The 25,652-nt window shown below is 71.9% G+C and carries 21 protein-coding genes; 14 read left to right on the forward strand and 7 right to left on the reverse strand.

Features of this window, described 5'->3' with window-relative positions; genetic code table 11:
• Positions 1 to 29 precede the first annotated feature (29 nt).
• Together PZB75_RS29640 and PZB75_RS29645 are read left to right on the forward strand one after the other, a co-directional pair.
• Positions 30 to 287, forward strand: coding sequence for a Rho termination factor N-terminal domain-containing protein (locus PZB75_RS29640; protein WP_275538377.1), 258 nt, complete (start codon positions 30 to 32; stop codon positions 285 to 287).
• Between the two features lie 84 nt (positions 288 to 371).
• Positions 372 to 638, forward strand: a complete 267-nt coding sequence (locus PZB75_RS29645) for a DUF4235 domain-containing protein (RefSeq protein WP_275538378.1) — start codon at positions 372 to 374, stop codon at positions 636 to 638.
• A gap of 223 nt (positions 639 to 861) precedes the next feature.
• Here PZB75_RS29645 and PZB75_RS29650 read toward each other — a convergent pair whose 3' ends face one another.
• The 7 genes from PZB75_RS29650 to PZB75_RS29680 form a co-directional block, all read right to left on the reverse strand.
• Positions 862 to 1,074 carry a hypothetical protein gene (locus PZB75_RS29650; RefSeq protein WP_275538379.1) on the reverse strand — a complete coding sequence of 71 codons (213 nt, stop codon included), beginning with the start codon at positions 1,072 to 1,074 and terminating at the stop codon, positions 862 to 864.
• Positions 1,075 to 1,404: 330 nt separating this feature from the next.
• Positions 1,405 to 2,418 carry an SDR family oxidoreductase gene (locus PZB75_RS29655; protein ID WP_275538380.1) on the reverse strand — a complete coding sequence of 338 codons (1,014 nt, stop codon included), beginning with the start codon at positions 2,416 to 2,418 and terminating at the stop codon, positions 1,405 to 1,407.
• Positions 2,419 to 2,516: 98 nt separating this feature from the next.
• Positions 2,517 to 4,295 (reverse strand): glycoside hydrolase family 15 protein, encoded by a 1,779-nt coding sequence (locus tag PZB75_RS29660; RefSeq protein ID WP_275538381.1) that lies wholly within the window; start codon positions 4,293 to 4,295, stop codon positions 2,517 to 2,519.
• Positions 4,296 to 4,472: 177 nt separating this feature from the next.
• On the reverse strand, positions 4,473 to 5,600 hold the full coding sequence (locus tag PZB75_RS29665) for an enolase C-terminal domain-like protein (protein WP_275538382.1): 1,128 nt from the start codon (positions 5,598 to 5,600) through the stop codon (positions 4,473 to 4,475).
• The gene (locus PZB75_RS29670) at positions 5,597 to 7,423 is read right to left on the reverse strand and encodes a thiamine pyrophosphate-requiring protein (RefSeq protein WP_275538915.1); all 1,827 of its coding nucleotides are present in this window, start codon (positions 7,421 to 7,423) and stop codon (positions 5,597 to 5,599) included. Before PZB75_RS29670 ends, PZB75_RS29665 begins: the two co-directional genes overlap by 4 nt.
• Positions 7,424 to 7,511: 88 nt before the next feature.
• On the reverse strand, positions 7,512 to 10,616 hold the full coding sequence (locus PZB75_RS29675; protein ID WP_275538383.1) for an FAD-binding and (Fe-S)-binding domain-containing protein: 3,105 nt from the start codon (positions 10,614 to 10,616) through the stop codon (positions 7,512 to 7,514).
• Between the two features lie 454 nt (positions 10,617 to 11,070).
• Positions 11,071 to 11,532, reverse strand: coding sequence for a VOC family protein (locus PZB75_RS29680; protein ID WP_275538384.1), 462 nt, complete (start codon positions 11,530 to 11,532; stop codon positions 11,071 to 11,073).
• Between the two features lie 173 nt (positions 11,533 to 11,705).
• Here PZB75_RS29680 and PZB75_RS29685 point away from each other — a divergent pair, with 173 nt between their 5' ends.
• The 12 genes from PZB75_RS29685 to PZB75_RS29740 all read left to right on the forward strand — a co-directional run bounded on the left by PZB75_RS29685 (position 11,706) and on the right by PZB75_RS29740 (position 25,617).
• Entirely contained in the window at positions 11,706 to 12,371 is a 666-nt protein-coding gene (locus tag PZB75_RS29685) for a GntR family transcriptional regulator (protein WP_275538385.1), read from the forward strand.
• A gap of 275 nt (positions 12,372 to 12,646) precedes the next feature.
• Complete coding sequence (locus PZB75_RS29690) at positions 12,647 to 13,681, forward strand: D-2-hydroxyacid dehydrogenase (protein WP_275538386.1); 1,035 nt, start codon at positions 12,647 to 12,649, stop codon at positions 13,679 to 13,681.
• Between the two features lie 240 nt (positions 13,682 to 13,921).
• Complete coding sequence (locus PZB75_RS29695; protein ID WP_275538387.1) at positions 13,922 to 15,559, forward strand: ABC transporter substrate-binding protein; 1,638 nt, start codon at positions 13,922 to 13,924, stop codon at positions 15,557 to 15,559.
• Between the two features lie 161 nt (positions 15,560 to 15,720).
• Positions 15,721 to 16,743 carry an ABC transporter ATP-binding protein gene (locus PZB75_RS29700; RefSeq protein WP_275538388.1) on the forward strand — a complete coding sequence of 341 codons (1,023 nt, stop codon included), beginning with the start codon at positions 15,721 to 15,723 and terminating at the stop codon, positions 16,741 to 16,743.
• On the forward strand, positions 16,740 to 17,774 hold the full coding sequence (locus PZB75_RS29705) for an ABC transporter ATP-binding protein (protein ID WP_275538389.1): 1,035 nt from the start codon (positions 16,740 to 16,742) through the stop codon (positions 17,772 to 17,774). The genes PZB75_RS29700 and PZB75_RS29705 overlap by 4 nt, the downstream gene beginning before the upstream one ends.
• Entirely contained in the window at positions 17,771 to 18,733 is a 963-nt protein-coding gene (locus PZB75_RS29710) for an ABC transporter permease (protein WP_275538390.1), read from the forward strand. Before PZB75_RS29705 ends, PZB75_RS29710 begins: the two co-directional genes overlap by 4 nt.
• Before the next feature lie 7 nt (positions 18,734 to 18,740).
• Positions 18,741 to 19,676, forward strand: coding sequence for an ABC transporter permease (locus PZB75_RS29715; RefSeq protein WP_275538391.1), 936 nt, complete (start codon positions 18,741 to 18,743; stop codon positions 19,674 to 19,676).
• 97 nt (positions 19,677 to 19,773) lie between these two features.
• Complete coding sequence (locus PZB75_RS29720) at positions 19,774 to 20,904, forward strand: Gfo/Idh/MocA family oxidoreductase (protein ID WP_275538392.1); 1,131 nt, start codon at positions 19,774 to 19,776, stop codon at positions 20,902 to 20,904.
• Positions 20,905 to 20,908: 4 nt separating this feature from the next.
• Positions 20,909 to 22,399, forward strand: coding sequence for a TldD/PmbA family protein (locus tag PZB75_RS29725; RefSeq protein WP_275538393.1), 1,491 nt, complete (start codon positions 20,909 to 20,911; stop codon positions 22,397 to 22,399).
• Positions 22,399 to 23,802 carry a metallopeptidase TldD-related protein gene (locus PZB75_RS29730; protein WP_275538394.1) on the forward strand — a complete coding sequence of 468 codons (1,404 nt, stop codon included), beginning with the start codon at positions 22,399 to 22,401 and terminating at the stop codon, positions 23,800 to 23,802. The genes PZB75_RS29725 and PZB75_RS29730 overlap by 1 nt, the downstream gene beginning before the upstream one ends.
• A gap of 1 nt (position 23,803) precedes the next feature.
• Positions 23,804 to 24,709, forward strand: a complete 906-nt coding sequence (locus PZB75_RS29735; RefSeq protein WP_275538395.1) for a DUF4438 domain-containing protein — start codon at positions 23,804 to 23,806, stop codon at positions 24,707 to 24,709.
• A complete protein-coding gene (locus tag PZB75_RS29740) occupies positions 24,706 to 25,617 on the forward strand; it encodes a DUF4438 domain-containing protein (protein ID WP_275538396.1) in 912 nt (303 codons plus the stop codon). Before PZB75_RS29735 ends, PZB75_RS29740 begins: the two co-directional genes overlap by 4 nt.
• Positions 25,618 to 25,652: the final 35 nt, after the last annotated feature.

Below are 25,652 nucleotides of genomic sequence, written 5' to 3' on the forward strand. Positions count from 1 at the left end.
CACGAGGACGACGAACCGGAGGTGATCTCGTGCCCCGCGCACAGATCAAGGACGAGAAGACCTATCAGGCGCTGCGCAGGGAAGGAGCGGGCAAGGAGAAGGCCGCCCGGGTCGCGAACAGCGCGGCCGGCTCGTCCCGGTCGGCGGTGGGCCGCAAGGGCGGCAACGCCGGTACGTACGAGGACCGGTCGAAGCACGATCTGTACGAGCAGGCCAAGAAGATCGGCATCGAGGGCCGTTCCACGATGTCGAAGGACCAGCTCATCAAGGCGCTGCGCGACCGGTGACATGCCGGGCAGCCCCGCTCACGCCCGCATCCGCGCGGGAGCGGGGCCGCGGCCGGTATCCGAAACGATCCAGTGGAGACACACGTGAACGTGGCCAAGCTGACCTACAAGCCGGTGGGACTGGTGCTGGGCGGGGTGAGCGGAGTCCTGGCCGGCGCGGTCTTCAAGCAGGTGTGGAAGCGCGTCGGACACGAGGAGGACGCCCCGGACGCCACCGACCAGGACCGGCGCTGGCGGGAAGTGGTGATCGCCGCCGCGATCCAGGGCGCGATCTTCGCGGCGGTCAAGGCCGTGGCCGACCGAGGCGGCGCCACCGCGGTCCGCCGTCTCACGGGAACCTGGCCCGGCTGACGTGACACACCCCGCGGCCCCGCGACGGATCTCTTCGTCGCGGGGCCGCGGGGTGTGGCGCGCCCGGGAGGGCCGGCGGGGCGGGGTGAGGGGGAGCGGGCACGGACGGAAGGCGATGCGGACATCCGAAAGGGCCGCCGACCGGGACGCCCAACGGCAGCCCGGTCGGCGGCCCTCGCTCATGGCCGCCCTCGTGGGGGCCGATCAGCGGTATCCCGCCGGATCAGCGGTCGCGTTCCGCGGACTCCTGCGCCGCCTCGTTGGGCGACAGCGCGTCCCCCGACTCCCCGTCACGCTCGCTCCGACGCCGGGCCGACGACGGCACATCCGTCTCCGCGTCCTCGAACTCCTTGAGCACCTCGTCCAGCGCGGACTCCTCCGCCGGGGACGAGCCGTGGCCGGTGTCCTCGCCGTGCTTCTCGTTCCTGCCGCTCATCGTGTCTCCGCTCGCATGTGCCGTGTACGGATACGGGGCCGTGTCCGACTCTCCGTCCTGGTGGCCCGTTCCGCACCCGGAGAGGGGCGTTCGCGGGCCACGAATGGCGCGTTCCCTCCAGGAGCCGAATGAATCCGTCCGGTGGAGGTGGAGGTGGAGGAGGGACGGGGGAGGGGACGGGACGGGGAAGGAGCGCCGCGAGAGGCGACGTACGGTGCCTGCCGGGAGAGTCCCGGGCCTCCTGGCCGCACCTCGCCCGACCACCGGCGCCGTCGACCCGGTCGACGGCGCCTCAAGCAGCGCCGGCGCCCTCCCTCAAGCGGCCGTCGATCACCGTCGCAGTGACCGCACCAGAGCCCCCACGCCCACCGCCGCACCCACCACGGCGCCCCCGGTCAACGCGGGGTGCCGGGCCAGCGCCGCCTGAGGGGACCACGTGGCCGCCCGCTCGTCGAAGATCCCGTGTGCTCCGAAGTCGCCACCGCCGGGCCCGTCGACCGGCTCCCAGAGATTGTTCGGCCGGTCGCCCGCCACCTTCTCCCCGGTCTGCTGCGAGTCGAAGCCGGTACGGGCCAGGTATCGGTCCAGGAGACCGGGCACCACCCTGTTGGCAAGGATCGTCGCCACGGTCGACGCGCCGATGAAGTACTGCTTGCGGCCCGGGTGGTCGGCCGCGTGGACCACGGCCCGCGCCGCCACCTCGGGCTGGTAGATCGGTGGCACCGGCTGGGGATGGTTCGGCAGCCGGGAGAGGACCCAGGAGAACTGCGGAGTGTTGACCGCGGGCATCTGCACCACCGTGATCCTCACCCGGCTGCGCTGATGCAACAGCTCGGTGCGCACGCTGGACGTGAACCCGTTGACGGCGTGCTTGGCCCCGCAGTACGCCGACTGGAGGGGAATGGAACGGTCACCGAGAGCCGACCCCACCTGCACCACCACACCGGAGTCCCGCGGCACCATCCGCCGCAGCGCCGTCCTCGTACCGTGCACATATCCGAGGTAGGACACCTCGGTGACCCGACGGAACTCGTCGGGCCCGATCTCCGTGAACGGCGCGAACACCGAGGTGAAGGCCACGTTGACCCAGACATCGATCGGCCCGAAGGCATCCTCGGCCGCCTCGGCCGCGGCCTCGACCTGGGCGTGGTCGGCGACGTCCGTGGGCAGTGCCAGCGCCCTGCCGCCCAACTCCTCCACATCGGCGACCGCCGCGTCCAGCCCGGCCGTCCCCCGGGCCAGCAGCACCACGTTCGCCCCCTGACGGGCGAAGATCCGTGCGGTGGCCCGGCCGATGCCGCCGCTGGCACCCGTGATGACGACCGTGCGGTTCCTGTCCCTCATACCAGCACCTCTCTGTTTCTCTGTTTCGCGTTCTTCGTACGGGAAAGCCCCACGCGCGGGGCGGCGGGGCGGGGCGGGCCGGGAATCCCGCCTCCGCCTCATCGGGGGCCGTCGTCCGCCAGCACGGCCGACGCCTCCAGCATCAGCGCGTGCACGAACGCCTGGGGGAGATTGCCGCGCAACTGGCGCTGAGCGATGTCGTACTCCTCCGCGTACAGACCGGCCGCCCCGCACGCCTCCCGGTTGTGAGCGAACCACCGGTGCGCCTCGACGTGGTGCCCCTGCTGATGCTCGGCCAGCGCCATGACGAAGCCGCACAGCAGGAAGGCGCCCTCCGCCTCCTCCAGCGGGCGGTCGTCGTGCCGGAACCGGTAGGCGTGACAGCCGTCGGTCAGCTCCCGCCGGTACGCCCGCAGAGTCGCCCGGGTGCGTGGATCGTCGGCCGGCAGCAGCCCCCGCAACGGGGGCATCAGCAGGGACGCGTCCAATGCGGAATCGTCCGGAGCGCGTTGCCAGCAGCCGTCGGGACGCAGCGCCCTGGCCCCGGTGTCGGCGAGCAGCGTGTCGGCGGTCCGCGCCCAACGGCGCCCGCGCGGATCGTCCGGTGTCACCCCGGCCATGCGGCGCAGACCCGCCGCGCAGATCAGCCTGCTGTGCGTCCAGGCCCGGTCGTCCAGCTCCCATATCCCCGCGTCCGGCTCCCGCCACCGCCGCTCGATGACGTCCGCGGCGATCCCGGCGGCCCGCAGGCCGTCCGCGTCCAGCCGGCCGCGCCGCGCCGCCGCCCCGAGGAGCAGCAGCGCCTCACCGAACGAGTCGAGCTGGAACTGCTGGTTGACGTGGTTCCCGACCCGGCCGTAGCCACCCGGATAGCCGGGCAGCCGCAGCTCACGCTGGTCGGGGACCGCGCCGCCGTCGACGGTGTACGCCGGGGCGAGCCGGGGCCCGTCCGCGTGCAGCCGCGCCGTGACGAAACGGACGGCGTCGTCCAGGAGGGGATGCGCTCCGGCGGCGGCCACCGCCTGTCCCGCGTAGCACTGATCGCGAATCCACACATAGCGGTAGTCGTAGTTGCGGCCCTCCTCGGCACGTTCCGGGAGGCTCGTGGTCGCCGCCGCGACCATGCCGCCGTCCGAACCGGTCATCCCGCGCAGCACCGCGTACGCGGAACGCGCGTCCCGGTCCGCGATCGTGTTGTCCAGTGCGGGAACGGCGTCCGCCCACGCCCGCTCGGTGGCGGCCCAGGCGCGTGACGCGTCGACGGGCGGACCCTGCGGCGGCGCCGTGCTCAGTTCCAGCACCAGGTCGTGCCGCTCCCCGGCGTCGAGCACCAGGTCCAGCACGAACCCGTCGCCCGCCCCGGACGGCGAGAGCCGAGCCCCGCTCCCGCCCGACCAGCGCAGGTACGAGGCGCCGAGCCGCGCGGTCCACACCCCGTCCTCGCACCTCGGATTCCGCAGCGGCGTGGTGCCGTACCCGGCGACAGGACGCAGCAGCACCCGCACCCGCGCCTCGGACCGCCGGGCCAGCACTCGGCGCAGCAGCACCAGCCGGCCCGGCTCGCCCGGGAACGCCAGGGCCTCACGGCACTCGACGATGCCCGTCCCGGTGACCCAGCGGCTGCGCCAGATCAGTGATCCGCTCTCGTAGTGCCCACCGGGCACGAACCGGCCCGACGGGCTCACCGAGTAGAGGCCGGGGCCGCCGATGAGCGTGGAGAAGACGGAGTCGTCGTGCCAGCGCGGCGCGCACAGCCAGCAGATCTCGCCACGCGGGCCGACGAGCGCACCACGCTCACCGTCCGCGAGCAGGGCGTAGTCACGAAGCGCCTGGGGTGGGAAGGCGACCTGCTCGTCGTCCGCCGGGGTTCCGCCCATCCGTCCGTCCTTTCCTGGAGTGCGGACGTGTGTCCGAGGCCCGTCCGCCCCGTGGCCGCCCGGCGCGTCGCCGTTCGGCCGGAGCCGTCCGGCCGTGTCGGGTACGGGAAGTTCCGCCGGCCTTCCGAAGGGGCTCGCCGTGCGTACGCCCTTCGGTGTACGGCGTGACCGCGCCGCTCAGCCGGTGCGGTACCGCTCGGCCGACCCGGTGCGCAGCGACAGCCCGTGCCCCGGCGCCCCGTCGGCACCCGGACGGATGCTGCCGCCACCCGGATCGAGGGTCCCGGTGAACAGCAGACGTTCGATCCGGACATGGTCGTGGAACCACTCCAGATGCCGCAGGTTGGGCACCGCGGCCGCCACGTGGGCGTGCACGTGCGGGGCGCAGTGCCCGGACACCTCCAGGCCCGCGGCCTCCGCGAGCGCCGCCGCCCGCAGCCACACGGTGACCCCGCCGCAACGGGTCACGTCGGCCTGGAGACAGTCCACGGCTCCCGCGCCGAGCATCCGCGCGAAGTACGGCAGGGTGTAGCCGTACTCCCCGGCGGTCACGTCCGCCATGACGGAGTCCCGAATCCGTGCCAGGGACACCAGGTCGTCCGACGAGACGGGTTCCTCGAACCAGATGACGCCCTCGGCGTCCAGCCGCGGCGCGAGCCGGACCGCCTGCTTACGGGTGTACGCGCCATTGGCGTCGACGTACAGCTCCGTCGTGTCACCGATGCTGCCCCGTGCCCGCGCGACCCGCTCCAGGTCCCGTGGCCCGGCCCGGCCCCACGCCTCCCCGATCTTGATCTTGACCCGGGGGATGCCCTGGCCCTCCACCCATCCCCGCAGCTGTGCGTCCTGCCGCCGGGCGTCGTACGGGGTGAAGCCGCCGCTGCCGTAGACGGGCACCGAGTCCCGGGCCGCGCCGAGCAGCCGTACCAGGGGAAGGTCCAGCAGCCGCGCCTTGAGGTCCCACAGCGCGATGTCGACGGCCGAGAGCGCCCCGGCGACCAGACCGGGACGGCCCGTGTTGCGGACCGCCCGGTTCATCGCCTCGTTGGCCGCCGGAACGTCCCACACGCACCGCCCGGTCACCACCCCGGCCAGCTCCTCCTCGACCACCCGGGCGGTGGCGGGCGCCCCGTAGGTGTAACCGAGTCCGGCCGTTCCGCCGCTCCGCACCCGGACGAGCACCAGCGTGGTGGAATCCCAGGCCAGCGTGCCGTCGCCCTCCGGCGAGTCGGTCGGGACCGTGTACACGGCGGTCTCGACGGAGGTGACCGCCGGTCCCGCCGAGCCGGTCGGATCGGGAGTCACCGGCCGTTCCGCTCCTCCCGCGCGTGCGGGCCGTCGCCCCGGCCCTTGTGCCCCGGAAGGAACTCCTGCACCTTCGCCTTGATCCCCTGCTTGACGATCCCGGCGCTGTCGCTGTCTCCCTTGACGATGGCGGAGACCACCGCTTCGGCCTGCTCCCGGGTGGCGTGCGGCGGGATCGGCGGCACGTTCGGGTCGGTGCGGAAATCGATCACGAACGGGCGGTCGGCGCCGAGCGCCCGGTGCCAGGCCGCCTCCACCTCGCCGGGCTTCTCCACCCGCACCCCGTCCAGGCCGATCGACCGGGCGAAGTCCGCGTACGGCACGTCCGGCAACGACTGGGACGGCAGGAACTGCGGGGCGCCGGACATGGCGCGCATCTCCCAGGTGACCTGGTTGAGGTCCTGGTTGTTCAGCACCGCGACGATCAGCCGTGGGTCCTCCCACTCGTGCCAGTACTTGGCCGCCGTGATCAGTTCCGCCATGCCGTTCATCTGCATGGCGCCGTCGCCGACGATCGCCAGCGCGGGCCGTCCGGGGTGGGCGAACTTCGCGCCGATGACGTACGGCACGCCGGGCCCCATCGTCGCGAGCGTCCCGGACAGCGAGCCGCGCATCCGGCCCCGGATGCGCAGATGACGGGCGTACCAGTTCGCCGCGGAGCCCGAGTCGGCGGCCAGGATCACATCGTCCGGAAGGAGCGCGTCGAGGGCGTGCACCACGTACTCCGGATTGATCGGGTCCGCCTCGACGCCCGCGCGCCGCTCCATGACGTCCCACCAGCGGGCGGTGTCCTTCTCGATCTTCTTCCGCCACGACCCGTGCTTCTTGCGCTTCAGCTTCGGCAGCAGCGCCGTGAGGGTGGTCCTCGCGTCCCCGACCAGGTTGACCTCGAACGGGTAGCGCAGCCCGATCATCGACGGGTCGATGTCGATCTGCACCGCTCGCGCCTGGTCGAACTCCGGCATGAACTGCGCGTACGGGAAGCTGGAGCCCACCACCAGCAGGGTGTCGCAGTCCTGCATCAGCTCGTACGACGGGCGGGTGCCCAGCAGCCCGATCGAGCCGGTCACGTACGGCAGGTCGTCGGGCAGGGCGTCCTTGCCGAGCAGCGCCTTCGCCACCCCGGCGCCGAGGACGTCGGCCAGCTTCTCGACCTCGGCGCGTGCGCCCCGCGCGCCCTGCCCGATCAGGATGGCGACCTTCTCGCCGGCGTTCAGCACCTCGGCAGCCCGTGCGATGTCCTCGTCGGCCGGGACGGCGGAAACGGCCGAGACGCCCAGGCTCGACGGCACCATCTTGAACGCGTGCGTCGGCGCCGAGTAGTCGAGCTCCTGGACGTCGGCGGGAATGATGACCGCCGTCACCGTCCGCTTGAGGTACGCCGTCCGCATCGCGCGGTCGATCACGTTGGGCAGCTGTTCGGGGACGGTCACCATCTCGCAGAACTCCGAGGCGACGTCCTTGTACAGGCTGAGCAGGTCCACCTCCTGCTGGTAGGAGCCGCCCATGGCGCTGCGGTTGGTCTGGCCGACGATCGCCACCACGGGGACGTGGTCGAGCTTCGCGTCGTAGAGACCGTTGAGCAGGTGGATCGCGCCCGGCCCGGACGTCGCCGCGCACACACCGACCTTGCCGGAGAACTTGGCGTATCCGACGGCTTCGAACGCGGACATCTCCTCGTGGCGGGACTGCACGAACTTGGGCTTGTCGTCGGCCCGCCCCCACGCGGCGAGCAGACCGTTGATGCCGTCGCCGGCGTAGGCGAACACATGGTCCACCTCCCACTCGCGCAGCCGCTGGAGAACGTAGTCGGACACCTTCATCGACACGGGGTTCCTCTCGTTTCGTTTCGGTGGTGGTGAAACACGCGGTCCCCGGGGGAGGACCGGGTGTGGAATCCCGGCGGGAAGGTCATGCCGGGCGGTCGCGCCGTCGGCGGGTCAGCGCGCCGGCGAGGCCGGCCGCCGCGGCGACGGCTGTCAGTACGCCCGCCGTGACCAGCCGGGCGTCACCGGCCGACGCCGACGGCCGGCCGGCGAGCCGTTCGGGACGGTGCGCGGGCAGGGGACCGTCCAGGGCGAGCGCCAGTGCCTCCGCCAGGTGCAGGGCCCGCCGCCCCGTTCCGCCCTGCTCGATCTGCGTACGGCAGCTGAAACCGTCCGCGAGCACCAGCGCGCCGGGGGCGGAGTCACGCACGGCCGGCAGCACCCCCTGCTCGGCGATGGTCATCGACAGATCGTGGTGACCACGCTCGAAGCCGAAGTTCCCGGCGAGCCCACAGCACCCCTCGTCCAGCACGTCGGCATCGATACCGGCGCGGCGCATCAGCTCGCGATCCGCGTCATGGCCCATCACCGCGTGCTGGTGACAGTGCGTCTGCACGGTGGCGGACCGGGCGAGCGACGGCGGCTGCCACCCGTCCGGGGCATCGTTCAGAAGCAGCTCGGAGAACGTACGGAACTGCTCGGCGACCCGCTGGACGTCCTGGTCGTCCGGCATCAGCTCGGGCGCGTCCGCGCGGAAGACAGCGGTGCACGACGGTTCGAGCCCGACGATGGGCGTCCCGGCCTCGATCCACGGACGCAGCACCTCCAGGGTCCGGCCCAGCACCCGCTTCGCGGTGGCGAGTTGCCCGGTCGAGATCCAGGTCAGCCCGCAGCACACCGCCCGGGTCGGCACGGCCACCCGGAAGCCGGCGTCCTCCAGCACCCGTACCGCCGCCTTCGCGACGGCCGGATGGAAATGGGTGCTGAACGTGTCGGGCCAGAGCACGACCGTACGGGGGTCCGCCGGATCGGGCTCCTCGGTGCCACGCGCCGCCCACCACTCCACGAACGACTCCTCGGCGAACGGCGGCGCCTCCCGCGCCCCGGCCACCCCGGCCAGCGCCTTCCCCAGCCGCGCGACCCCCGGGGCGTGCGACACCGCGTTCACCCAGCGGGGCGCGATCCGTGACAGCCGCGCCCACAACGGCAGCCAGCCCATCGAGTAGTGGGCGGCGGGCCTCAGCCTCCGCGCGTAGTGATGACTCAGGAATTCCGCCTTGTACGTGGCCATGTCGACACCGACCGGGCAGTCCGACTTGCAGCCCTTGCACGCCAGGCAGAGATCGAGCGCGTCACGGACCTCGGTGGAACGCCATCCGTCCGACACGGCCGAGTCGGCGTGTCCGCCCAGCATCTCGAACAGCAGCCGCGCCCTGCCCCGGGTCGAGTGCTCCTCCTCGCCGGTCGCCCGGTACGACGGACACATCACGCCACCGCTGTGCGACCGGCAGTTCCCGATGCCCACGCACCGCAGCACGGCCCGGTCGAAGGAGCCCTCGTCGTCGGGGTAGCCGAAGTGCGTCTCCTGGCCGCGCGGACGCCACAGCGGTCCCAGCCTGAGGTCCTCGTCCACCCGGTGGGGGGCCACCACCTTGCCGGGATTCATCCGGTCCCGCGGGTCGAAGGCCGACTTGAGCTCGCCGAACGCGCCGACGAGCTTCGCACCGAACATGTGCGTGAGCAGCTCGCCCCGGGCCTGCCCGTCACCGTGCTCACCGGAGAGCGAGCCTCCGTAGGACGCGACCAGATCGGCGGCCCGCAGCAGAAACGCCCGGAACGCCGCGACGCCCTCCGCGCTCGTCAGCTCGAACGGAATCCGGGTGTGGACACACCCCTGCCCGAAGTGCCCGTAGACGGAAGGACTCCGGTACCCGAACTCCTCGAAGAGCTTCTTCAGGTCGCGCAGATAGTCACCGAGCCGGTCCGGAGGCACCGCGGAGTCCTCCCACCCCTCCCAGGTGTCCCGCCCGTCCGGTGGCCGCGCGGTCACCCCGAGCCCCGCCTCGCGCGCCTTGAGCATCTTCTGCTCGCGTCCGGGATCGTCCGAGAACGTCACCGTGGGGTCCTTCTCGGTACGCCCCAGCGCCTTCAGCAGCCCCTGGCCCTGCGTGTCCACCTCCTCCTGGCTGTCACCGCTGAACTGGAGCAGCAGCCAGCTCTCGCCCTCGGGGAACGCGTCCAGCGACTCCAGGAACGCGTGCTCCTCACGCATCAGCTGCGCCATCCGCCCGTCGAGCGCCTCCAACTGCGTCGGAGAGCTGTGCTCCAGGAGCCGGGGGACGTCGTCGGCGGCCGAGCAGATGTCGTCGTAACCGAGGAGCAGTATCGACTCGTACGGCGGCACGGGTACCAGCTCCAGCTCCGCGTGGAGCACGGTGACGAGGGTGCCCTCGCTGCCGACGAGCGCGCGGGCCACGTCGAAGCCGTTCTCCGGGAGCAGCGAGTCCAGGTTGTATCCGGACACCCGGCGCGGAATCCGGGGGAAGCCCCGGCGCACGTCGCCGAGGTGGTGGTCGACGATCCGCCGCAGCTCGCGGTAGAGCTCGGCCCGGCGGCCCCCGGCGGCGACGATCCGCTCGAACTCCTCGTCGGGGGTGGGACCGACCCAGCACCGGAGCCCGTCGTAGGTCAGGATCTCCAGCCGCCGTACGTTGTCCACGGTCTTTCCGTACGCCTGGGCGGAGGCGCCGCACGAGTTGTTGCCGATCATGCCGCCGAGCGAGCAGTGGCTGTGGGTGGACGGTTTCGGACCGAACTTCAGTTCGTGGCCGGAGAGCTCACGGTTCAGCTCGTCCAGCACGATGCCGGGTTCGACCACACAGGTCCGCCGCCCGGCGTCCACCGAGACCAGCCGGTGGCAGTACTTCGTCCAGTCGATGACCACCGCGGTGTTGGTGCACTGCCCGCCCAGGCTGGTGCCGCCACCCCGGGAGAGGACCGGCGCCCCGAACTCCGCGCACACCGCGACGGCGGCGGCGCCCGCCTCGACGTCACGGGGGACGACGACGCCGATCGGCACCTGGCGGTAGTTCGACCCGTCGGTCGAATAGGCCCCCCTGCTGCCCGCGTCGAACCGCACCTCACCGTTCACGCGGCCCTGGAGCGCGCGTTCCAGGGCCGGGACATCGAGTTCCTCGGTCCGCGTCGGGGCCGCGCCGGCGTCTTCGTCCGGTGATGATTCTCGCGCCATGTCACATGCCCTTCGTCGAACGCCTGCGGCGGCGGACTCCGCGTCACCCGCCGCCGTCGGCCGATGGCCGCGGCAGCCCGCTTCCGTGAGGCCACAGGTCCCCAGGGGGGCGTGGCGCCGGCGGTGGTGCCGCCCGGCCGGGAGCGCGTGAACCGTGTCCGGCCCGGTGACCCCGTCCGGTCGACCAGTGACACGGGTTCCCTGATACGGCGACGGCTAACGCCGCCGGAGACCGATTACGCCGGTCGGGCCGCCCGCCCCTCGGCGGGGCCGCACCCCTCGGCCGGCCCGCTCCTCGTGCGGCTCCGGCCGCGGTCCTCGCCACCCGTTCCGGTCAACACCCGTGCGCGTGGAGCGGGATGACCTGCCGTACGCGGCAGCGGGAGGGGCATGACACGGGCGGCGCCCGACGAACGCGGACTCCGCGGGTTCGGACGTTCGATGAGCTGAAGGGTCATGCCGAGCGGCGGGCCCCGTCCGTCGCGAAGACCTGCGCGTCGTCCGTGAACGCCTTGAACTCCAGGGCGTTGCCCGCCGGGTCGCAGAGGAACATGGTCCACTGCTCGGCCGGCTCGCCCGCGAAACGCAGATAGGGCTCGATCACGAACGGGGTGCCCGCGCGGCCGATCCGCGCGGCCAGGGCGTGGAAGTCCTCGGCGGACAGCAGGACTCCGAAGTGCGGTACCGGCACCTGATGGCCGTCGACCGAGCCGTACCGGCCCTCGTCCGGACCGGCGGCGAGTACGGGTGCGAGATGGGTGACGAGCTGATGACCGTACAGGTCCCAGTCCGTCCAGGTGCCGGAGGACCGGCCCCGGGCGCAGCCCAGCACTTCTCCGTAGAACACGCCGGCCGCGTCCAGGTCGTCGACCGGTACCGCGAGATGGAAGCGCGGGCAGTTCACGAGAGCCGCCATGAAAACCTTCTTCCCGGGAGCCGTACCGCCCGCGCGGATTCGCGCGGGCCGGAGCGGGCTCCCACAGGGGGACGCCGGGAGATGCCCGAGGTGTCACTCGTGCGCTCCGAGGGTGGGCCCACCCCGGATAGAATGTCAACATTCTGACAACTGATGGTTCCGGAGGACTGGTCATGCGAGGTTCTGGGCAAGTGGGGCCGGCGGCGCGCCGGGGGCTGGCCGACGAGGTCGCGGACAGAATCCGCGAGGCGGTCTTCGACGGGACCTTCGCGCCGGGTGCGGCCCTGCGCGAGGTCGAACTCGCGGGCATGCTCCAGGTCAGCCGGGGGCCGGTGCGGGAAGCCCTGATCCGGCTGGAGCGTGAGGGCCTTGTCGTGTCGGGCTGGCACCGCGGCACGGTGGTGCGCACGCTGTCCACCGAGGACATCCGTGAGATCTACAGCCTGCGAGCCGCGCTGGACCGGCTCGCGGTGGCGACCGCGGTGGAGCACGCGGGGGAGGCGGATCTGGCCGCCCTGGACGCCGTCGTCGACAGGATGGCCGACGCCGTGCGCGACGGGGCCACCGAGACCGTGCTCGCCCTGGACATGGAGTTCCACGATCTGGTGTACCGGGCCGCGGGGCACGGACGGCTGGAGGAGGCGTGGCGGGCGATCCGCTCCCAGGTGCATCTGTTCCTGCTCACCCGGGCCGCCGGGAGTGACGACTACCGGCCCGTCGTGGTGGCGGAGCACCGCGCGATCGTGGAGGCGGTGCGCTCGGGCGACACGGAGCGCGCGGTGGCGTTGTGCGAGGAACACCTGCGGGAGGCGTACCAGCGGCTCGTCGCGCGGAGCTGACCCGGGCGGAGGCGACCGGAGGTGGGGGCCGGACCGGCGGACCGCCCTCCGGATCTTCGGGGGCCGTGCCCTTGCGGCCTCCTGTCTCCGCCTCCGGTGAAGGGCGGAACGGGCGTGCGGCGGCCGGTGCAGGAGCGGCGCGGAACTAATGTTGACATTCCTCTTGTCGACTGTCGACTGCCGTCCTACAGTTTGGGCCAATTCCCCCGGCGGTATTCCGGAGCCGGGCGAGGGGCGCGGAACGACACGCGCCCCGCGAGTCCGAGGAGGGCCTCTTGTCGACCCAGCGGATCGATGTACTCATCGCCTCTCCTCTGGAGGCGGAGCACGTGGACCGGATCTCGGACGTGGACCCCCGGGTCAACGTCCTGTACGCCCCCGAACTGCTTCCCGTACCCCGCTACGACGCCGACCACGTCGGCACCCGGCCCGACCTCGGGGCCGAGGACCAGGCACGGTGGCGGGCGCTGCTGGCCCGCGCCGACGTCAGTTTCGACTTCGACTGGTGGGTACCGGCCGACATGCCCGTCAACTGCCCCCGGTTGACCTGGATTCAAGCCACCAGCGCTGGAATCGGCCAGTACGTGGAGCGCACGGGACTGGCCGAAAGTGACATCACCTTCACGACGGCCGCCGGTGCCCACGGGGTGCCGCTGGCGGAGTTCGCCCTCGCCGGAGTCCTCCACTTCGTGAAGGGCCTGCCCCGGCTCCGTGACTGGCAGCGGGCACACCACTGGGAAAGCCACACCACCCGGCAGCTGGCCGGGTCACGCGTCATGGTCGTCGGACTCGGTGGCATCGGGCGCGAGGTGGCCCGCCTCTTCTCCCTCATGGGCGTGGAGGTCTGGGGGGTGGGCAGGCCGGGGCGGTCCTACACCGTGCCGGGCGTGAGCAGGGTCCACTCCTTCCTCGACTTCGAGGCGGCCCTGCCCGACGTGGACGCGCTGATCCTGGCCTGCCCGCTGACCGGGTGGACCAGGGGGCTCATCGATGAGACCCGGCTGCGGATGCTGCGACCGGACGCGGTCCTGGTGAACATCGCCCGTGGCCCGGTCGTCGACGAGGAAGCCCTCGTCGAAGCCCTGCGCGAGGGCCGCCTCGGCGGCGCCTGCCTCGACGTGTTCGCGGCCGAACCCCTGCCGGCCGGTTCCCCGCTGTGGGACATGGACAACGTCATCGTCTCGCCCCATTCCGCGTCCACGGTCACCACGGAGAACGCGTACATCACCGACATCTTCACCGACAACCTGCGGCGCCGGCTGGAAGGCCGTCCGCTGCGCAACCTGTACAGCCGGGAGAACGGCTACTGACACCCGCCCCGCCACCCTCCCCGTACTCCCCGCACCCCACGTAACCCCTCAGCGGTACCCGGCATTTGCCGCGCAGCCCCGGAACACCACGGCCGCGCCCCCTCCCGCGACCCGATTGTCGACAGTCGACGACAGCCCTGGCGGCGTCGGCCCGCGCCCCGGCATGCCCGGAACCGCTCCGCGGCACGTGTTCCGTCCCTCGCCTCCACCCTCGTTCCACTCCTGAAGGAGACATCCAGGATGGCAAGAAGACAGCTCAGCGCGACCGCCGTCGCCCTGACCGCTGCGCTCGCCCTCGCCGGCTGCAGCGTGCCGGACACCCAACAGTCCGACGGTTCCAAGGCCGACAGCGGAACCCCACGCGCCGGCGGCACCATGACGGTCGCGTACAAGTCCGACCCCAAGACGTTCGACCCGGCGGTCTGTTACGACGCGACCTGCTGGAACAACATGCGGATGCTGTACGACCGCCTGTACGATTACAAACGCGACACCACCGAGGTCGTCCCGCAGATAGCCGGGGCCGCGCCCGCGGTGTCGGCCGACGGACGCACCTACACCATCAAGCTGCGGCCCGGACTGAAGTTCAGCGACGGCAAGCCACTGCGCGCCCAGGACGTCGCGTACTCGTTCGCCCGCATCCTCGACCCCGCCACCAAGTCCCCCGTACAGGGATTCTGGGACGGCGTCGACGGCGCCGCCGCCTACGCGAAGAATCCCACCGGGCTGCCCTCCGGCATCAAGGTGAACTCCGAGACCGAACTGCGGATCACACTGTCCCGGCCGAACTCCTCCTTCACCTACGTGCTGGCCATGCCGCACGCCTCGGTGGTCCCGGAAGGCAGCGGGGAGCGCCTGGCCAGATCACCGCTCGGCTCCGGCCCCTTCGTCCTCAAGAAGTTCACCCCCGGTCAGCAGATCACCCTGGAGAAGAACGACGGCTACTGGGACCGCCCGAAGCCGTACGTCGACAAGGTCGTCGAGAAGCTGGGCATCGCGCCCGAGGTCGCCCTCCTGGAACTGCAGAAGGGCGGCATCGACCTCATGGGCGACCAGATCCCGCCCGCCCAGTACCTGTCGGTGACCCGCGACCCGGCCCTCAAGTCGCAACTGGTCTCCATGGCCAAACCGAGCACCTACTTCCTCACGCTCAACACCCGGATGAAGCCCTTCGACAACCCGAAGGTGCGCGAGGCGATCTCGTACGTCTTCGACCGCGCGTTCCTGCTCAAACTGGTCAACGGGCAGGGCGAGGTGGCGAACGAGTTCCTGCCGCCGGGGGTGCTCGGGCACACCGACGAGAAGCTCACCCACGACCAGGACATCGCCAAGGCGAAACAGCTGCTCACCGAGGCCGGCTACCCGAACGGCTTCTCCACCACGCTCTTCACCTGGAACACCCCGCCGTGGACCAACCTGCTCCCGCAGGTCCAGCAGGACCTCGCCAAGGCGGGAGTGAAGGTGGACCCCCGGCCCATCCAGCAGAGCGCGCTCTTCGACCTCGCGGCCACCCCGGGCAAGGCCCCGATGACCTTCAGCTTCTGGGTCGCGGACTACCCCGACGGAAGCGCCTTCTTCAACGCCCTGACCTCCTGCGCGGCAGCGGTCCCCGGCGGTCAGAACTGGTCCTTCTACTGCGACAAGGACGCCGACGCGCTCGTCGAGAAGGCACTCACGTCCGGCTCCAAGGACGCCACGGCCAAGCTCTACACCGACACCTCGAAGAAGGTCCTCGGCGACAACGCGGTCGTACCCCTCTACTACGGCTCCAAGACCGAACTGATCGGCAAGGGCGTCGGCGGCTACTTCATGCATCCGATCTGGGCCTGGGACATGGCCCAGTACTGGAAGAAGGACGGCGCGGCGGCCACGTCCTGACCCGGCCCGGTCCAGGCCGGCGGCCCGGTCCCGTCCCCGGTCGCGCCGCCGGCCCGCGCTCCACCGCTTCCGCGCCCTCCTCGTATCCCCGACCTCCCCGACCTCCCCGCATCCCTCGTCCGTCATCCCTCGTCCGTCATCCCTGAACCGGGAAGGTGTCCATGCCCGAGCTGCTGGAGGTCTCCGACCTCGTCGTACGCTTCCCGACCCCCATCGGCGACTGCGACGCCGTACGCGGTGTCTCGTTCTCGGTGGCAGCCGGCGAACGCGTCGGTCTCGTGGGGGAGTCCGGCTCCGGCAAGTCGGTGACCGCCCAGGCGGTCATGCGGCTCATCGCACCGCCGGGGCGCATCGCCGAGGGCCAGGTCCGATGGGCCGGCGAGGACGTCCTCGGCTACGACCGGCGCTCACTGCAACGCTGGCGCGGCGCCCAGGCCGCGATGGTCTTCCAGGACCCCCTCTCCAGCCTCAACCCGCTCGTACGCATCGGCCGCCAGATCACCGAGACCCTGCGACAGCACCTCGGCCTGGACGCGCGGACCGCCACCGCACGGGCCGTGGAACTGCTCACCAAGGTCGGCATCCCCGACGCGGCGGCCCGGCTGCGCGACTACCCGATGGTGTTCTCCGGCGGCATGCGCCAACGCGTCGCCATCGCCATCGCGGTGTCCTGCTCTCCCCGGCTCGTCATCGCCGACGAGCCGACGACCGCCCTGGACGTCACCGTCCAGGCCCAGGTCCTCGACCTGCTCGACGAGATGGCCGCCGAGGCCGGCACCGCGATCATCCTCATCAGCCACGACCTCGGCGTGGTGTCCAGCTTCTGCGACCGCATCGTCGTCATGTACGCCGGCCGGATCGTGGAGACCGGCACCACCGACCAGATCATCGGCGACCCCCGGCACCCCTACACCCGGGCCCTGCTGGACTCCATCCCCCGGATGTCCGGCGTCCTGCCCGACCGGCTGCCGTTCATCCCCGGCAGCCCCCCGGCGGCCGGGACCCGGACCCCCGGCTGCGCCTTCGCCGACCGCTGCGCCCTGGCCGTCGACCACTGCCGGGAACACGACCCGGCCCTGCTCCCGCTGACCACGCACGACCGACGCGAGGCCGCCTGCCACCTGGTCGACGGGTCCCTGGCGCACGCGAGGAGCAGCGACTCCGGAAGGAGGAACACACCATGACCAGCAGCCACGAACCGCGTCCGGAGAACCGGCCCGTCGTCGAAGTCACCGACCTGGGCGTGCACTTCACCCGAGGCGGCGGATTCCTCGGCCGCCGCGGCGCCACCGTACGGGCCGTCGACGGGGTGTCCTTCACCATCGCCCCGGGCGAAACCCTCGGACTGGCCGGCGAGTCGGGCTCGGGCAAGAGCACCGTGGCCCGCTCGATGCTGCGCATCACCGATCCGACCTCCGGAAGCATCAGGATCGCCGGCGCGGACATCGCCGCACTCCGGGGGAGCGCCCTCAAGGCGTTCCGCCGCCGGATGCAGATGGTCTACCAGGACCCGTACGACTCACTCAACCCACGCCTCAGGATCGCCGCCACCGTCGAGGAAGCGCTGATGGTAGGGGGCGTGGCCGCCGGCCGGCGACCGGCCGCCGTCCGTGAACTGCTCGAACGCGTCGGCCTGCGACCGGACTTCGCGACGCGCTACCCGCACGAACTGTCCGGCGGACAGCGTCAACGGGTCTCGATCGCCCGCGCGCTCGGCGTCGGCCCCTCCGTCATCGCCTGCGACGAGGCCGTCGCCGCCCTGGACGTGTCGGTACGCGCCCAGATCCTGAACCTGCTGCGCGACCTCCAGGACGAATCGGCACTCGCCTACCTGTTCATCTCGCACGACCTGTCGACCCTGCGGTTCATCGCCGACCGGGTGGCGATCATGTACCTCGGACGGCTCGTCGAGGTCGGCAGCCGCGACGAGGTCTTCGAGAACCCGCAGCACCCCTACACCCAGGCCCTGCTCTCCGCCGTGCCCGAGCCGGTCGCCGGACGGCGCACGACCGGCCGGCGCGTCAGGCTGGCCGGCGAACCGCCCAGCCCCGCCGACCCGCCCCCCGGCTGCCCGTTCCACCCCCGGTGCCCGCTCGCCCAGGACGTGTGCCGCACCGAGCGTCCCGCCCTCATCCGTAAGACATCGGGCCAGCTCGCGGCCTGTCATCTGGTGGCCGACGCCGCTCCCGCGCCCAAGGAGGTGTCCACCGCGTGAACGACCCCGCGCCCACCGACCCGGCCCCGCCCGCACCGACCCCCGTCCCCCTCCCCGTACCCGCCCCGGTCTCCGCTCCCGGGGACGCCCCCGCCACCCCCGGCATCCTGCGGCGGGCCGCCCGGAGCCTGCTCCACGACATCCCCGCCCTGCTCTCGGTGAGCGTCCTGGTCCTGCTCGCCGTCGCCGCGCTCGCCGCACCACTGCTGGCGCCCCACGACCCGCTCCAGACCTTCGCCGAGGGACTCAGCGACCGCGGCGGACCGGCCGGACCCAGCGGCGACTTCCCGCTCGGCGCCGACCCCAACGGCCGCGACGTCCTCTCCCGGCTCCTCTACGGCGCCCGCGTCTCCCTGACGATCGGCGTCCTCGCCAACGGGCTCGCCACCCTCCTCGGGGTCGCCGTCGGACTGGTCGCCGGATACTTCGGCGGCTGGGTCGAGAGCGTCCTCATGCGGATCACCGACATCGTCATGTCGTTCCCGATCCTGCTCTTCTGCATCGTGCTCATCGCCATCACCGGCCCCAGCCGGCGCAACGTGATCCTGGTGATCGCGTTCATCTACTGGACCGCCCTGGCCCGCGTGATCCGCGGCCTGGTCCTCTCCCTCAAGGAACGCGAGTTCATCACCGCGACCCTCACCCTCGGCGTCGGCCGGGGACGCATCATCCTGCGCCACATCCTGCCGCACCTGGTCCCCGCGATCATCGTCTACACCACGCTCGGCGTCGCCTCCTCGATCCTCATCGAGGCGTCCCTGTCGTTCATCGGGGTCGGCGTCCCGGTCCCCGACCCGTCCTGGGGCCAGATGATCGCCGACGGCCGTAAGTACTACGAGATCGCGCCCTGGCTGCTCTTCACCCCCGGGATCTGCCTCATCGTCACCGTCCTCGCGTTCAACCTGGCCGGCGACTGGCTGCGCGACCTGCTGGACCCCACCGCCCCGCACCCGAGGTGAGGACGACATGAACAGCCGCTGGCTCCTGCGCCGCCTCGCGCAGATGGTGCTCGTCCTCCTGGGCGTGATCACCCTCTCCTTCTTCATCACCTACGCGGTCCCCGGCGACCCCGCCCGCCTCATCGCCGGCCCCAACGCCGACGCGGCCACCGTCGCCTCCATCCACACGCAACTGGGCCTGGACGCCTCGATGCCCTCGCAGTACGTCTCCTACCTGGGCCGGCTGCTCCACGGAGACCTGGGCACCTCGTACGCGATGCAGGGCACCCCGGTCGCCGAGAAGATCGCCGCCGCGCTCCCGGTGACCGCGATGGTCGCGGTCGGCGGCATCGTGTGGCAGCTCGTCATCGGCGTCCCCGTCGGTGTCGTCTCCGCCTACCGGCCGAAGAGCCCCCTCGACCGGCTCGTCACGCTCGGCTCCCTGCTCGGGCTGTCCGCGCCGCCGTTCTGGCTCGGCCTGCTCCTCATCTACTACCTGTCCTTCAAACTGTCGCTGTTCCCGCTCAGCGGACTCGGCAGCCCGATGTGGTGGTACCTGGTCCTGCCGACGTTCACGCTCGGCTTCGGCGGCGCCGCCTGGTACGCCCGCATGACCCGCACCACGATGATCGACGTCCTGCGTTCCCCGTACATCCAGATGGCCCGCGCCAAGGGCATGCCGGAGCGCAAGGTGCTCCTGCGGCACGGTCTGCGGCACGCGTTCATCCCGCTGATCACGATGATCGGCATGGACTTCGGCTACTTCCTCGGCGGCGTCCTCATCATCGAGTCCGTCTTCGGCCTCCCCGGCGCGGGCAAGCTGACCTACGACGCGATCGACCAGCTCGACATCCCGATGATCACGGGCACCGTCGTCTTCGCGGCCTTCTTCATCGTCGTGATGAACCTCCTCGTCGACATCGCCTACCACGCGATCGACCCCCGCGTACGCGCCCGCGGCTGAGCCGCCGCGCGCCGCTCCCGCCCTTCCTCCGCCCGTACCCCCACACCCCACGCACAGCAGCGACCCACACGAGAACGAACAACGGAGAGCAGAAGCCATGACCAAGGACATACTGCGGGTGGCCGTGATCGGCGCCGGCCGCTGGGCCCGCAGCGCCCACATCCCCGGCTGGCAGCGCGACCCGAGGGCCGAGGTGGTGGCCCTGGCCGACGTCGACGCGGAGGTCGTCGCCGAAGCGGGCGCGGCCTTCGGTATCGGCCGCGTCACCACCGACTACCGCGAACTCCTCGAAGACCCGGCCATCGACGTCATCGACGTGGCCACCGCGAACCACTCGCACTTCCAGGCGTCCTGGGACGCGCTCTCGGCGGGCAAGCACGTCCTGTGCGAGAAGCCCGTGCACCGCGACTTCCGCGAGACCCGGCGGGCCGCCGAACTCGCCCGCGCCAAGGGCCTCAGGACCAAACTGGGCTTCACCTTCCGCTACGCGCCCGCGGTGCAGTACGCCAAAGAACTCATCGACGACGGTTTCATCGGCGAACCGTTCATGTTCAACGGCTACGAGCAGAACAGCCAGTGGCTGGACCCCGAGAACCCGATGCGCCAGGTCGACCCCGACGCCGACCCCGGCACCATCCAGGTCTCCTCGATCGAGGGCTACGGGGCGCCGATCATCGACATCATGCACTGGTGGATGGACGCCCCGCTGACCAGCGTCGTCGGCACCATGCGCAACTTCGTGCCGGAAAGGGTCGTCCAGGCGACCGGTCGCAGACAGCGGCTGAACATCGACGACGGCGACATGTGGATCGCCGAGTTCGGCGGCGGACGCCTCGCCTCCATCCAGTCCTCGTACGTCACCGTAGGGAACTTCCCCGGCATCGAGGCCAGGATCTACGGCTCCGAGGGGGCGCTGATCGTCCGCCTGGTCGAGGAGGCCGGCATCTGCCAGGTGCTCAGGGGCGCCACCAAGGACGCCGTCGAGTTCACCGAACTCGACGTGCCCCAGAGGTTCTTCCCCGCGGGCGGCAGCTCGGACGAGTACTGGCCGTTCCTCTTCTACTCCAACCTCCTCAAGGACTTCACCACCGAGATCCTCGGCGGCGACGGCGGGAGCGGCCACGGCGACTTCGCCCAGGGCGCCCTCGTCCAGGAGACGATCAACGCCTTCGAGCGGTCGTTCCGCACCCGCGCCTGGGTCGACTTCCCCCTCACCGGCCAGGAGTGACGCCATGACCCCACGACCCGGACCCCACTCCTGGGGCGAGACCGCCGACCCCCGTACCGCCGACGCCCTGCTGGAGGCGGCGCTCGACGCGGCCACCGGCCCCGGCGTCGACCACGCGGACGTACGCCTGGTCGAATGCGAGGAACTCCGCCTGTACGCCCACCACGGCGCGGCCCCCGACGAACGGGTCGAACACAACCTCGGTATCGGTGTACGGGTCCTGCTCGACGGGGCCTGGGGCTTCGCCGGGCTGCCCCTCGGCGACCACACCACCGCCCGCGAAGCCGCGCACCGCGCCGTCGCGAACGCCACCGAGGCGGCCCGGGTCAACACCGAACGCGTCACCCTGCCCGCGCGGACCGCGGTGACCGGGCGGTTCAGCACCCCCGTACGGACCGACCCGTTCGCCGTCCCCGCCCAGGAGCGCTACGCCCTGCTCGACGCCGTGCTGGCCGCCGCCACCGCCCCCGCCCGGGTGGTCTCCGCCCAGGCGGGCTTCAACGCCAAACGCCAGCACCGCCACTTCGCGGACACCGAGGGCTCACGCCAGCACCAGGACTTCACCGAGTCCGGCGCGATGCTCATGGCGTTCGCCGCCGACCGCGGACAGGTGCAGCGCCGCAGCTACCCCAACTCCTTCCATGGCAACACCGCGGCGGCCGGCTGGGAGTACGTCAGGTCCCTCGACCTCGTCGAGGAGGCCGCACGCGTCGGGGACGAAGCCGTCGCCCTGCTCACCGCGCCCACCGCCGATCCGGGCATCGCCGACCTCGTCATCGGCCCGGCGCAGATGTCGCTCCAGATCCACGAGTCGTGCGGACACGCCCTGGAACTCGACCGGATACTCGGCGACGAGGCCAACTACGCGGGCACCTCCTTCATCACCAAGGACGCCATCGGGGCCCTGCGCTACGGCTCGGAGGCGGTCGACATCACCGCGGACCCCACCCTCCCCGGCACCCGGGGCACCTTCGCCTTCGACGACGAGGGCACCCCCGCCGCCCGCCGCCCCCTCGTCACCCGGGGCGTCGTGCGGGACTTCCTCTCCCACCGCGACAGCGCCGCCCGCATCGGCCGGGCGCCGATCGGGGCCGCCCGCTCCGACGGCTGGGCCTACCCGCCGGTCTGCTTCGCCACGAACGTCTTCCTCGAACCCGGCCGCGGCAGTACCGGCGAACTGCTCGAACGCCTCGGCGACGGCTACCTCATCGACGACAACCGGAGCTGGTCGATCGACGAGCGCCGGCTCAACTTCCAGTTCGGCACCGAGGTCGCGTACGAAGTCAGGAACGGGCGCAAAGGGCGGCTGCTGCGCGACTTCAGCTACGGCGGGACCACGCCCCAGTTCTGGGGTTCCGTCGAAGCCGTCGCCGGACCGGAGGAGTTCAAGGCGTTCGGCATGCCCTGCGGCAAGGGCGAACCCAAACAATGGGGCTTCCTCGGACACGGCGCCGCCCCGACCCTCGTACGCGGTGTGCGGATCGGAGTGGCGTGATGACGGAGAACCAGCGGGACACCGGCCCCCGGCACGCGGTCGGCGAGGACCGGGCGCTGACCGCGCTCGACGCGGCCCTCGCCGCCAGCGACGCGGATGCCACGGAGGCGTTCCTCACCGCCAGGTCGGGGGAGTACACCCGGTTCGCGGACACCCGCGTCCATCACCCGCAGGACATCGTCGAACAGCAGCTCATGGTGCGCGTCGTCGTCGACGGACACGCCGCACGCGCCGCGACCTCCCGGATCGAGGACATCACCGGCACCGTCCACCGGGCCTGCCGGGCCGCCCGCGCCCAGGCCGCCGCCGGCCTGCCCGGCCACGCCCACCCGGTGGCGGCCGCGCCGGAGGGCCGTCCCGACGCTCCCGTCCGGCACCCCGACACCGGGACCTGGGACGTCGGTGAGCGCTCCCGGCTCGCCGGGCACGCGATGGACGCCGCCCGCCGGGCGGGCGGCGCCGCGTACGGGATGTTCGGCCGGGCGACGACCGAACTGGCGGTGGCCACCTCCGGCGGAGTACGCGTCCACACCTCCGCCACCGAGGCCGGCGCGGCACTCACCGTCAAGATCGACGACGGCTCGTCCCACTGGACCGACCTGGGCCGCTCGTCCACCGCCCTCGACACCCACGCGAACATCACCCGCGCCATCGGCCAGGCGCGCGCCGCCCGCACCCCGGAGGAGCTGCCCGACGGTGTCCACGACGTCGTCCTCGGCCCGCTCGCCGCCGCGGAGTTCCTCGACTTCTTCGGCACCTTCGGATTCACCGGCTCCGCACTCGCCGACGGGGTCGGCGCGGTCGCCGAACGCCGGGGCCACCAGGTCGCGTCCCCGCTGATCACCGTGGCCGACGACGCGCTCGCCCCGGTCGGGCTGCCCATCGCCTTCGACTTCGAAGGCGTGCCCAAGCGACGGGTCACCTTCCTCGACCGGGGACGCGTGGCCGACGCGGTGACCGACCTGGCGTCCGCCGCCCTCCTCGGCACCACCTCCACCGGCCACGCGCACATCGCCCGCGAGGAGTCCCCGCGCGCCATCCCGATGAACCTGGTGATGTCCGCCGGGCACACCCCGGAGGACGCGCTCATCGCCGGCGTCGAGCGCGGCGTCTACATCCAGCGCTTCTGGTACACCCGCGCGGTCGACACCCAGGCCACCACCATCACCGGCGTCAGCCGCGACGCCTGCTTCCTCATCGAACACGGCGTACTCACCCGCCCCGTACGCGGCAGACGCTTCACCGAGAGCGTCTTCGGCGCACTCGCCCGCGTCGACGCCGTCGGCGACCGCCTCGCCTCCAAGCCCCTCATGAACACCTGGAACGGCTGCGCCAGCGCCCCCGCCCTGCGGATACGCGGATTCAGGTTCGGCAGCCGCCCCGCCACGAGCAGGGACACCTGACATGGACGTACGCACCAATGCCCACCGGCTGGTCACCCAGATCCTGACCGGCGAGGTGTGGCCGCCCCTGGCCGACCGGCACGGCCACCGCGCCGACGCCGACGGCCGCCCGTTCCTGCTGCCCGGCATGGGCGGGGTGACCCTCGGCGTCCACCCCGGCGACCCCGCCACCGGGTACGCCGCCGACCACCTGGAACCGGGCCTGTCGATCCGTCACCGCGACGCGGGGGCGAACATGGCCGTCCAGTTCCTCAGCTGCGTCGGCAACACCGTCCGGGTGTGCGACGGCCCGGCCGCCGGCCAGGAGGGAATCGTGACCGGCCAGCACGCCTACGTACTCGCCGACTTCCCCGAACCGGTCCTCGAACGCGTCACCACCGGCGACACGGTGTCCATCACCGCACGCGGCCAGGGCCTGCGACTGACCGACCACCCCGAAGTGACCGTCAAGAACTGCTCACCCGAACTCATCGACCGGATGCCCGGTGCCACCCGCGCCGACGGAAGACTGGAGGTCCACGTCGCCGCGCACATCCCGGCGGAGGCCGTCGGCGCCGGTACGGGCATGCCGTCCGAATTCGCCAACACCGACCTCATGGGCGCCTACGCCGGACTGTCACCGGACCTGTCCCTCGGCCTGGAAGCGCTGCGCATCGGCGACTTCGTCGCACTGTGCGACCAGGACCACCGCTACGGCCGGGGCTACCGGGAGGACTGGATCACCATCGGTGTCATCTCGACCGGCCACTGCGTGCTCCACGGACACGGCCCCGGCCCCTCCACCCTGATCACCGGCCCCGCGCAGGCGTTCCACCTCGTCGACGACCCCGGCGCCAACCTCGGAACACTCTTCCCGTCCGAACCGGCGGAACCATCCGTCCCGTCCACCCGGGAGTACAGCCGATGACCCCACAGCCGCCCCACCCGATCACCTCGGCGGCGCCGCGCCCCACCGAGGTCAACCTCCTCGGCATCGTCGAACACCCCGCGATGGCCCACTTCGATCCGTACCAGGTCGACGCCGACGGCGCCCCCTACGTCTCCGTCGGCACCACGGGTGTCGTCCTCGGGGTACGGCTGGGGGACTCCGTCTTCGCCCACGACGCCGACCATGTGGCACCGGGGGCCTGCCTGGCCCATCCCGACCAGGAAGCCCGGCACGCGCTGACCGCGTTCGCCTGCCTGGGCAACCGGGCCGAGGTACGTACCGGAGACGCCACCGGCGCTGTCGGCACCGTGATCGGCAAACGCGGCGAGGAGGGACGCGTCATCGTCTCCCTGCCGCAGGACGTGCTCGCCCGGCTCCGCCCCGGCGACCGGATCGCCGTCCGCGGCTCCGGCCAGGGAGCGCGCCCGGCCTCACCCGCCCTCGACGGACGCGTAAAACTCCTCAACATCGACCCGGCGTTGCTCGCCCGGCTGCCGCTGGACCTCACGGGCGACACCGTGACCGGAAGTGTCCGGGGCACGGTGCCGAGCCGTCTCGCCGGAAACGGCCTGGGACGGCCGGCCCCGCTGTGGGACCTCGACATCCAGCTCACCGAGGAACGTGCCGGACGGCTGGGGCTCGCCCGGCTGAGCCTGGGCGACCTGGTCGCGCTGGCCGACATGGACGTACGCACCACCATGGGATACCGCGCGGACCGGCTCACGGTCGGGATCGTCGTGCACGGCGCGAGTCCACTGCCCGGCCACGGACCCGGCGTCACACCGATCATGACCGGCCCCGCCGACGCCTTCGCCCTCACCCGCGACCCGGTCGGGCACACCGGACTCACCGAAGCCGTCCTCGAACTGGTATGCAGGCCCGGGTGACCGAGTCGCCCGCACACGTCGCACCACCCATCCAG

Source organism: Streptomyces sp. AM 4-1-1, assembly GCF_029167625.1.
In the GTDB taxonomy this organism is placed as follows: Bacteria; Actinomycetota; Actinomycetes; order Streptomycetales; family Streptomycetaceae; genus Streptomyces.

What these genes read in the sequence shown, in the direction of transcription:
- PZB75_RS29650 (WP_275538379.1), bottom strand. Translation starts at nt 1,074, where the DNA reads ATGAGCGGCAGGAACGAGAAGCACGGCGAGGACACCGGCCACGGCTCG.
- PZB75_RS29655 (WP_275538380.1), bottom strand. Translation starts at nt 2,418, where the DNA reads ATGAGGGACAGGAACCGCACGGTCGTCATCACGGGTGCCAGCGGCGGC.
- PZB75_RS29660 (WP_275538381.1), bottom strand. Translation starts at nt 4,295, where the DNA reads ATGGGCGGAACCCCGGCGGACGACGAGCAGGTCGCCTTCCCACCCCAG.
- PZB75_RS29670 (WP_275538915.1), bottom strand. Translation starts at nt 7,423, where the DNA reads ATGAAGGTGTCCGACTACGTTCTCCAGCGGCTGCGCGAGTGGGAGGTG.
- PZB75_RS29675 (WP_275538383.1), bottom strand. Translation starts at nt 10,616, where the DNA reads ATGGCGCGAGAATCATCACCGGACGAAGACGCCGGCGCGGCCCCGACG.
- PZB75_RS29680 (WP_275538384.1), bottom strand. Translation starts at nt 11,532, where the DNA reads ATGGCGGCTCTCGTGAACTGCCCGCGCTTCCATCTCGCGGTACCGGTC.
- PZB75_RS29685 (WP_275538385.1), top strand. Translation starts at nt 11,706, where the DNA reads ATGCGAGGTTCTGGGCAAGTGGGGCCGGCGGCGCGCCGGGGGCTGGCC.
- PZB75_RS29695 (WP_275538387.1), top strand. Translation starts at nt 13,922, where the DNA reads ATGGCAAGAAGACAGCTCAGCGCGACCGCCGTCGCCCTGACCGCTGCG.
- PZB75_RS29700 (WP_275538388.1), top strand. Translation starts at nt 15,721, where the DNA reads ATGCCCGAGCTGCTGGAGGTCTCCGACCTCGTCGTACGCTTCCCGACC.
- PZB75_RS29705 (WP_275538389.1), top strand. Translation starts at nt 16,740, where the DNA reads ATGACCAGCAGCCACGAACCGCGTCCGGAGAACCGGCCCGTCGTCGAA.
- PZB75_RS29715 (WP_275538391.1), top strand. Translation starts at nt 18,741, where the DNA reads ATGAACAGCCGCTGGCTCCTGCGCCGCCTCGCGCAGATGGTGCTCGTC.
- PZB75_RS29720 (WP_275538392.1), top strand. Translation starts at nt 19,774, where the DNA reads ATGACCAAGGACATACTGCGGGTGGCCGTGATCGGCGCCGGCCGCTGG.
- PZB75_RS29725 (WP_275538393.1), top strand. Translation starts at nt 20,909, where the DNA reads ATGACCCCACGACCCGGACCCCACTCCTGGGGCGAGACCGCCGACCCC.
- PZB75_RS29730 (WP_275538394.1), top strand. Translation starts at nt 22,399, where the DNA reads ATGACGGAGAACCAGCGGGACACCGGCCCCCGGCACGCGGTCGGCGAG.
- PZB75_RS29735 (WP_275538395.1), top strand. Translation starts at nt 23,804, where the DNA reads ATGGACGTACGCACCAATGCCCACCGGCTGGTCACCCAGATCCTGACC.
- PZB75_RS29740 (WP_275538396.1), top strand. Translation starts at nt 24,706, where the DNA reads ATGACCCCACAGCCGCCCCACCCGATCACCTCGGCGGCGCCGCGCCCC.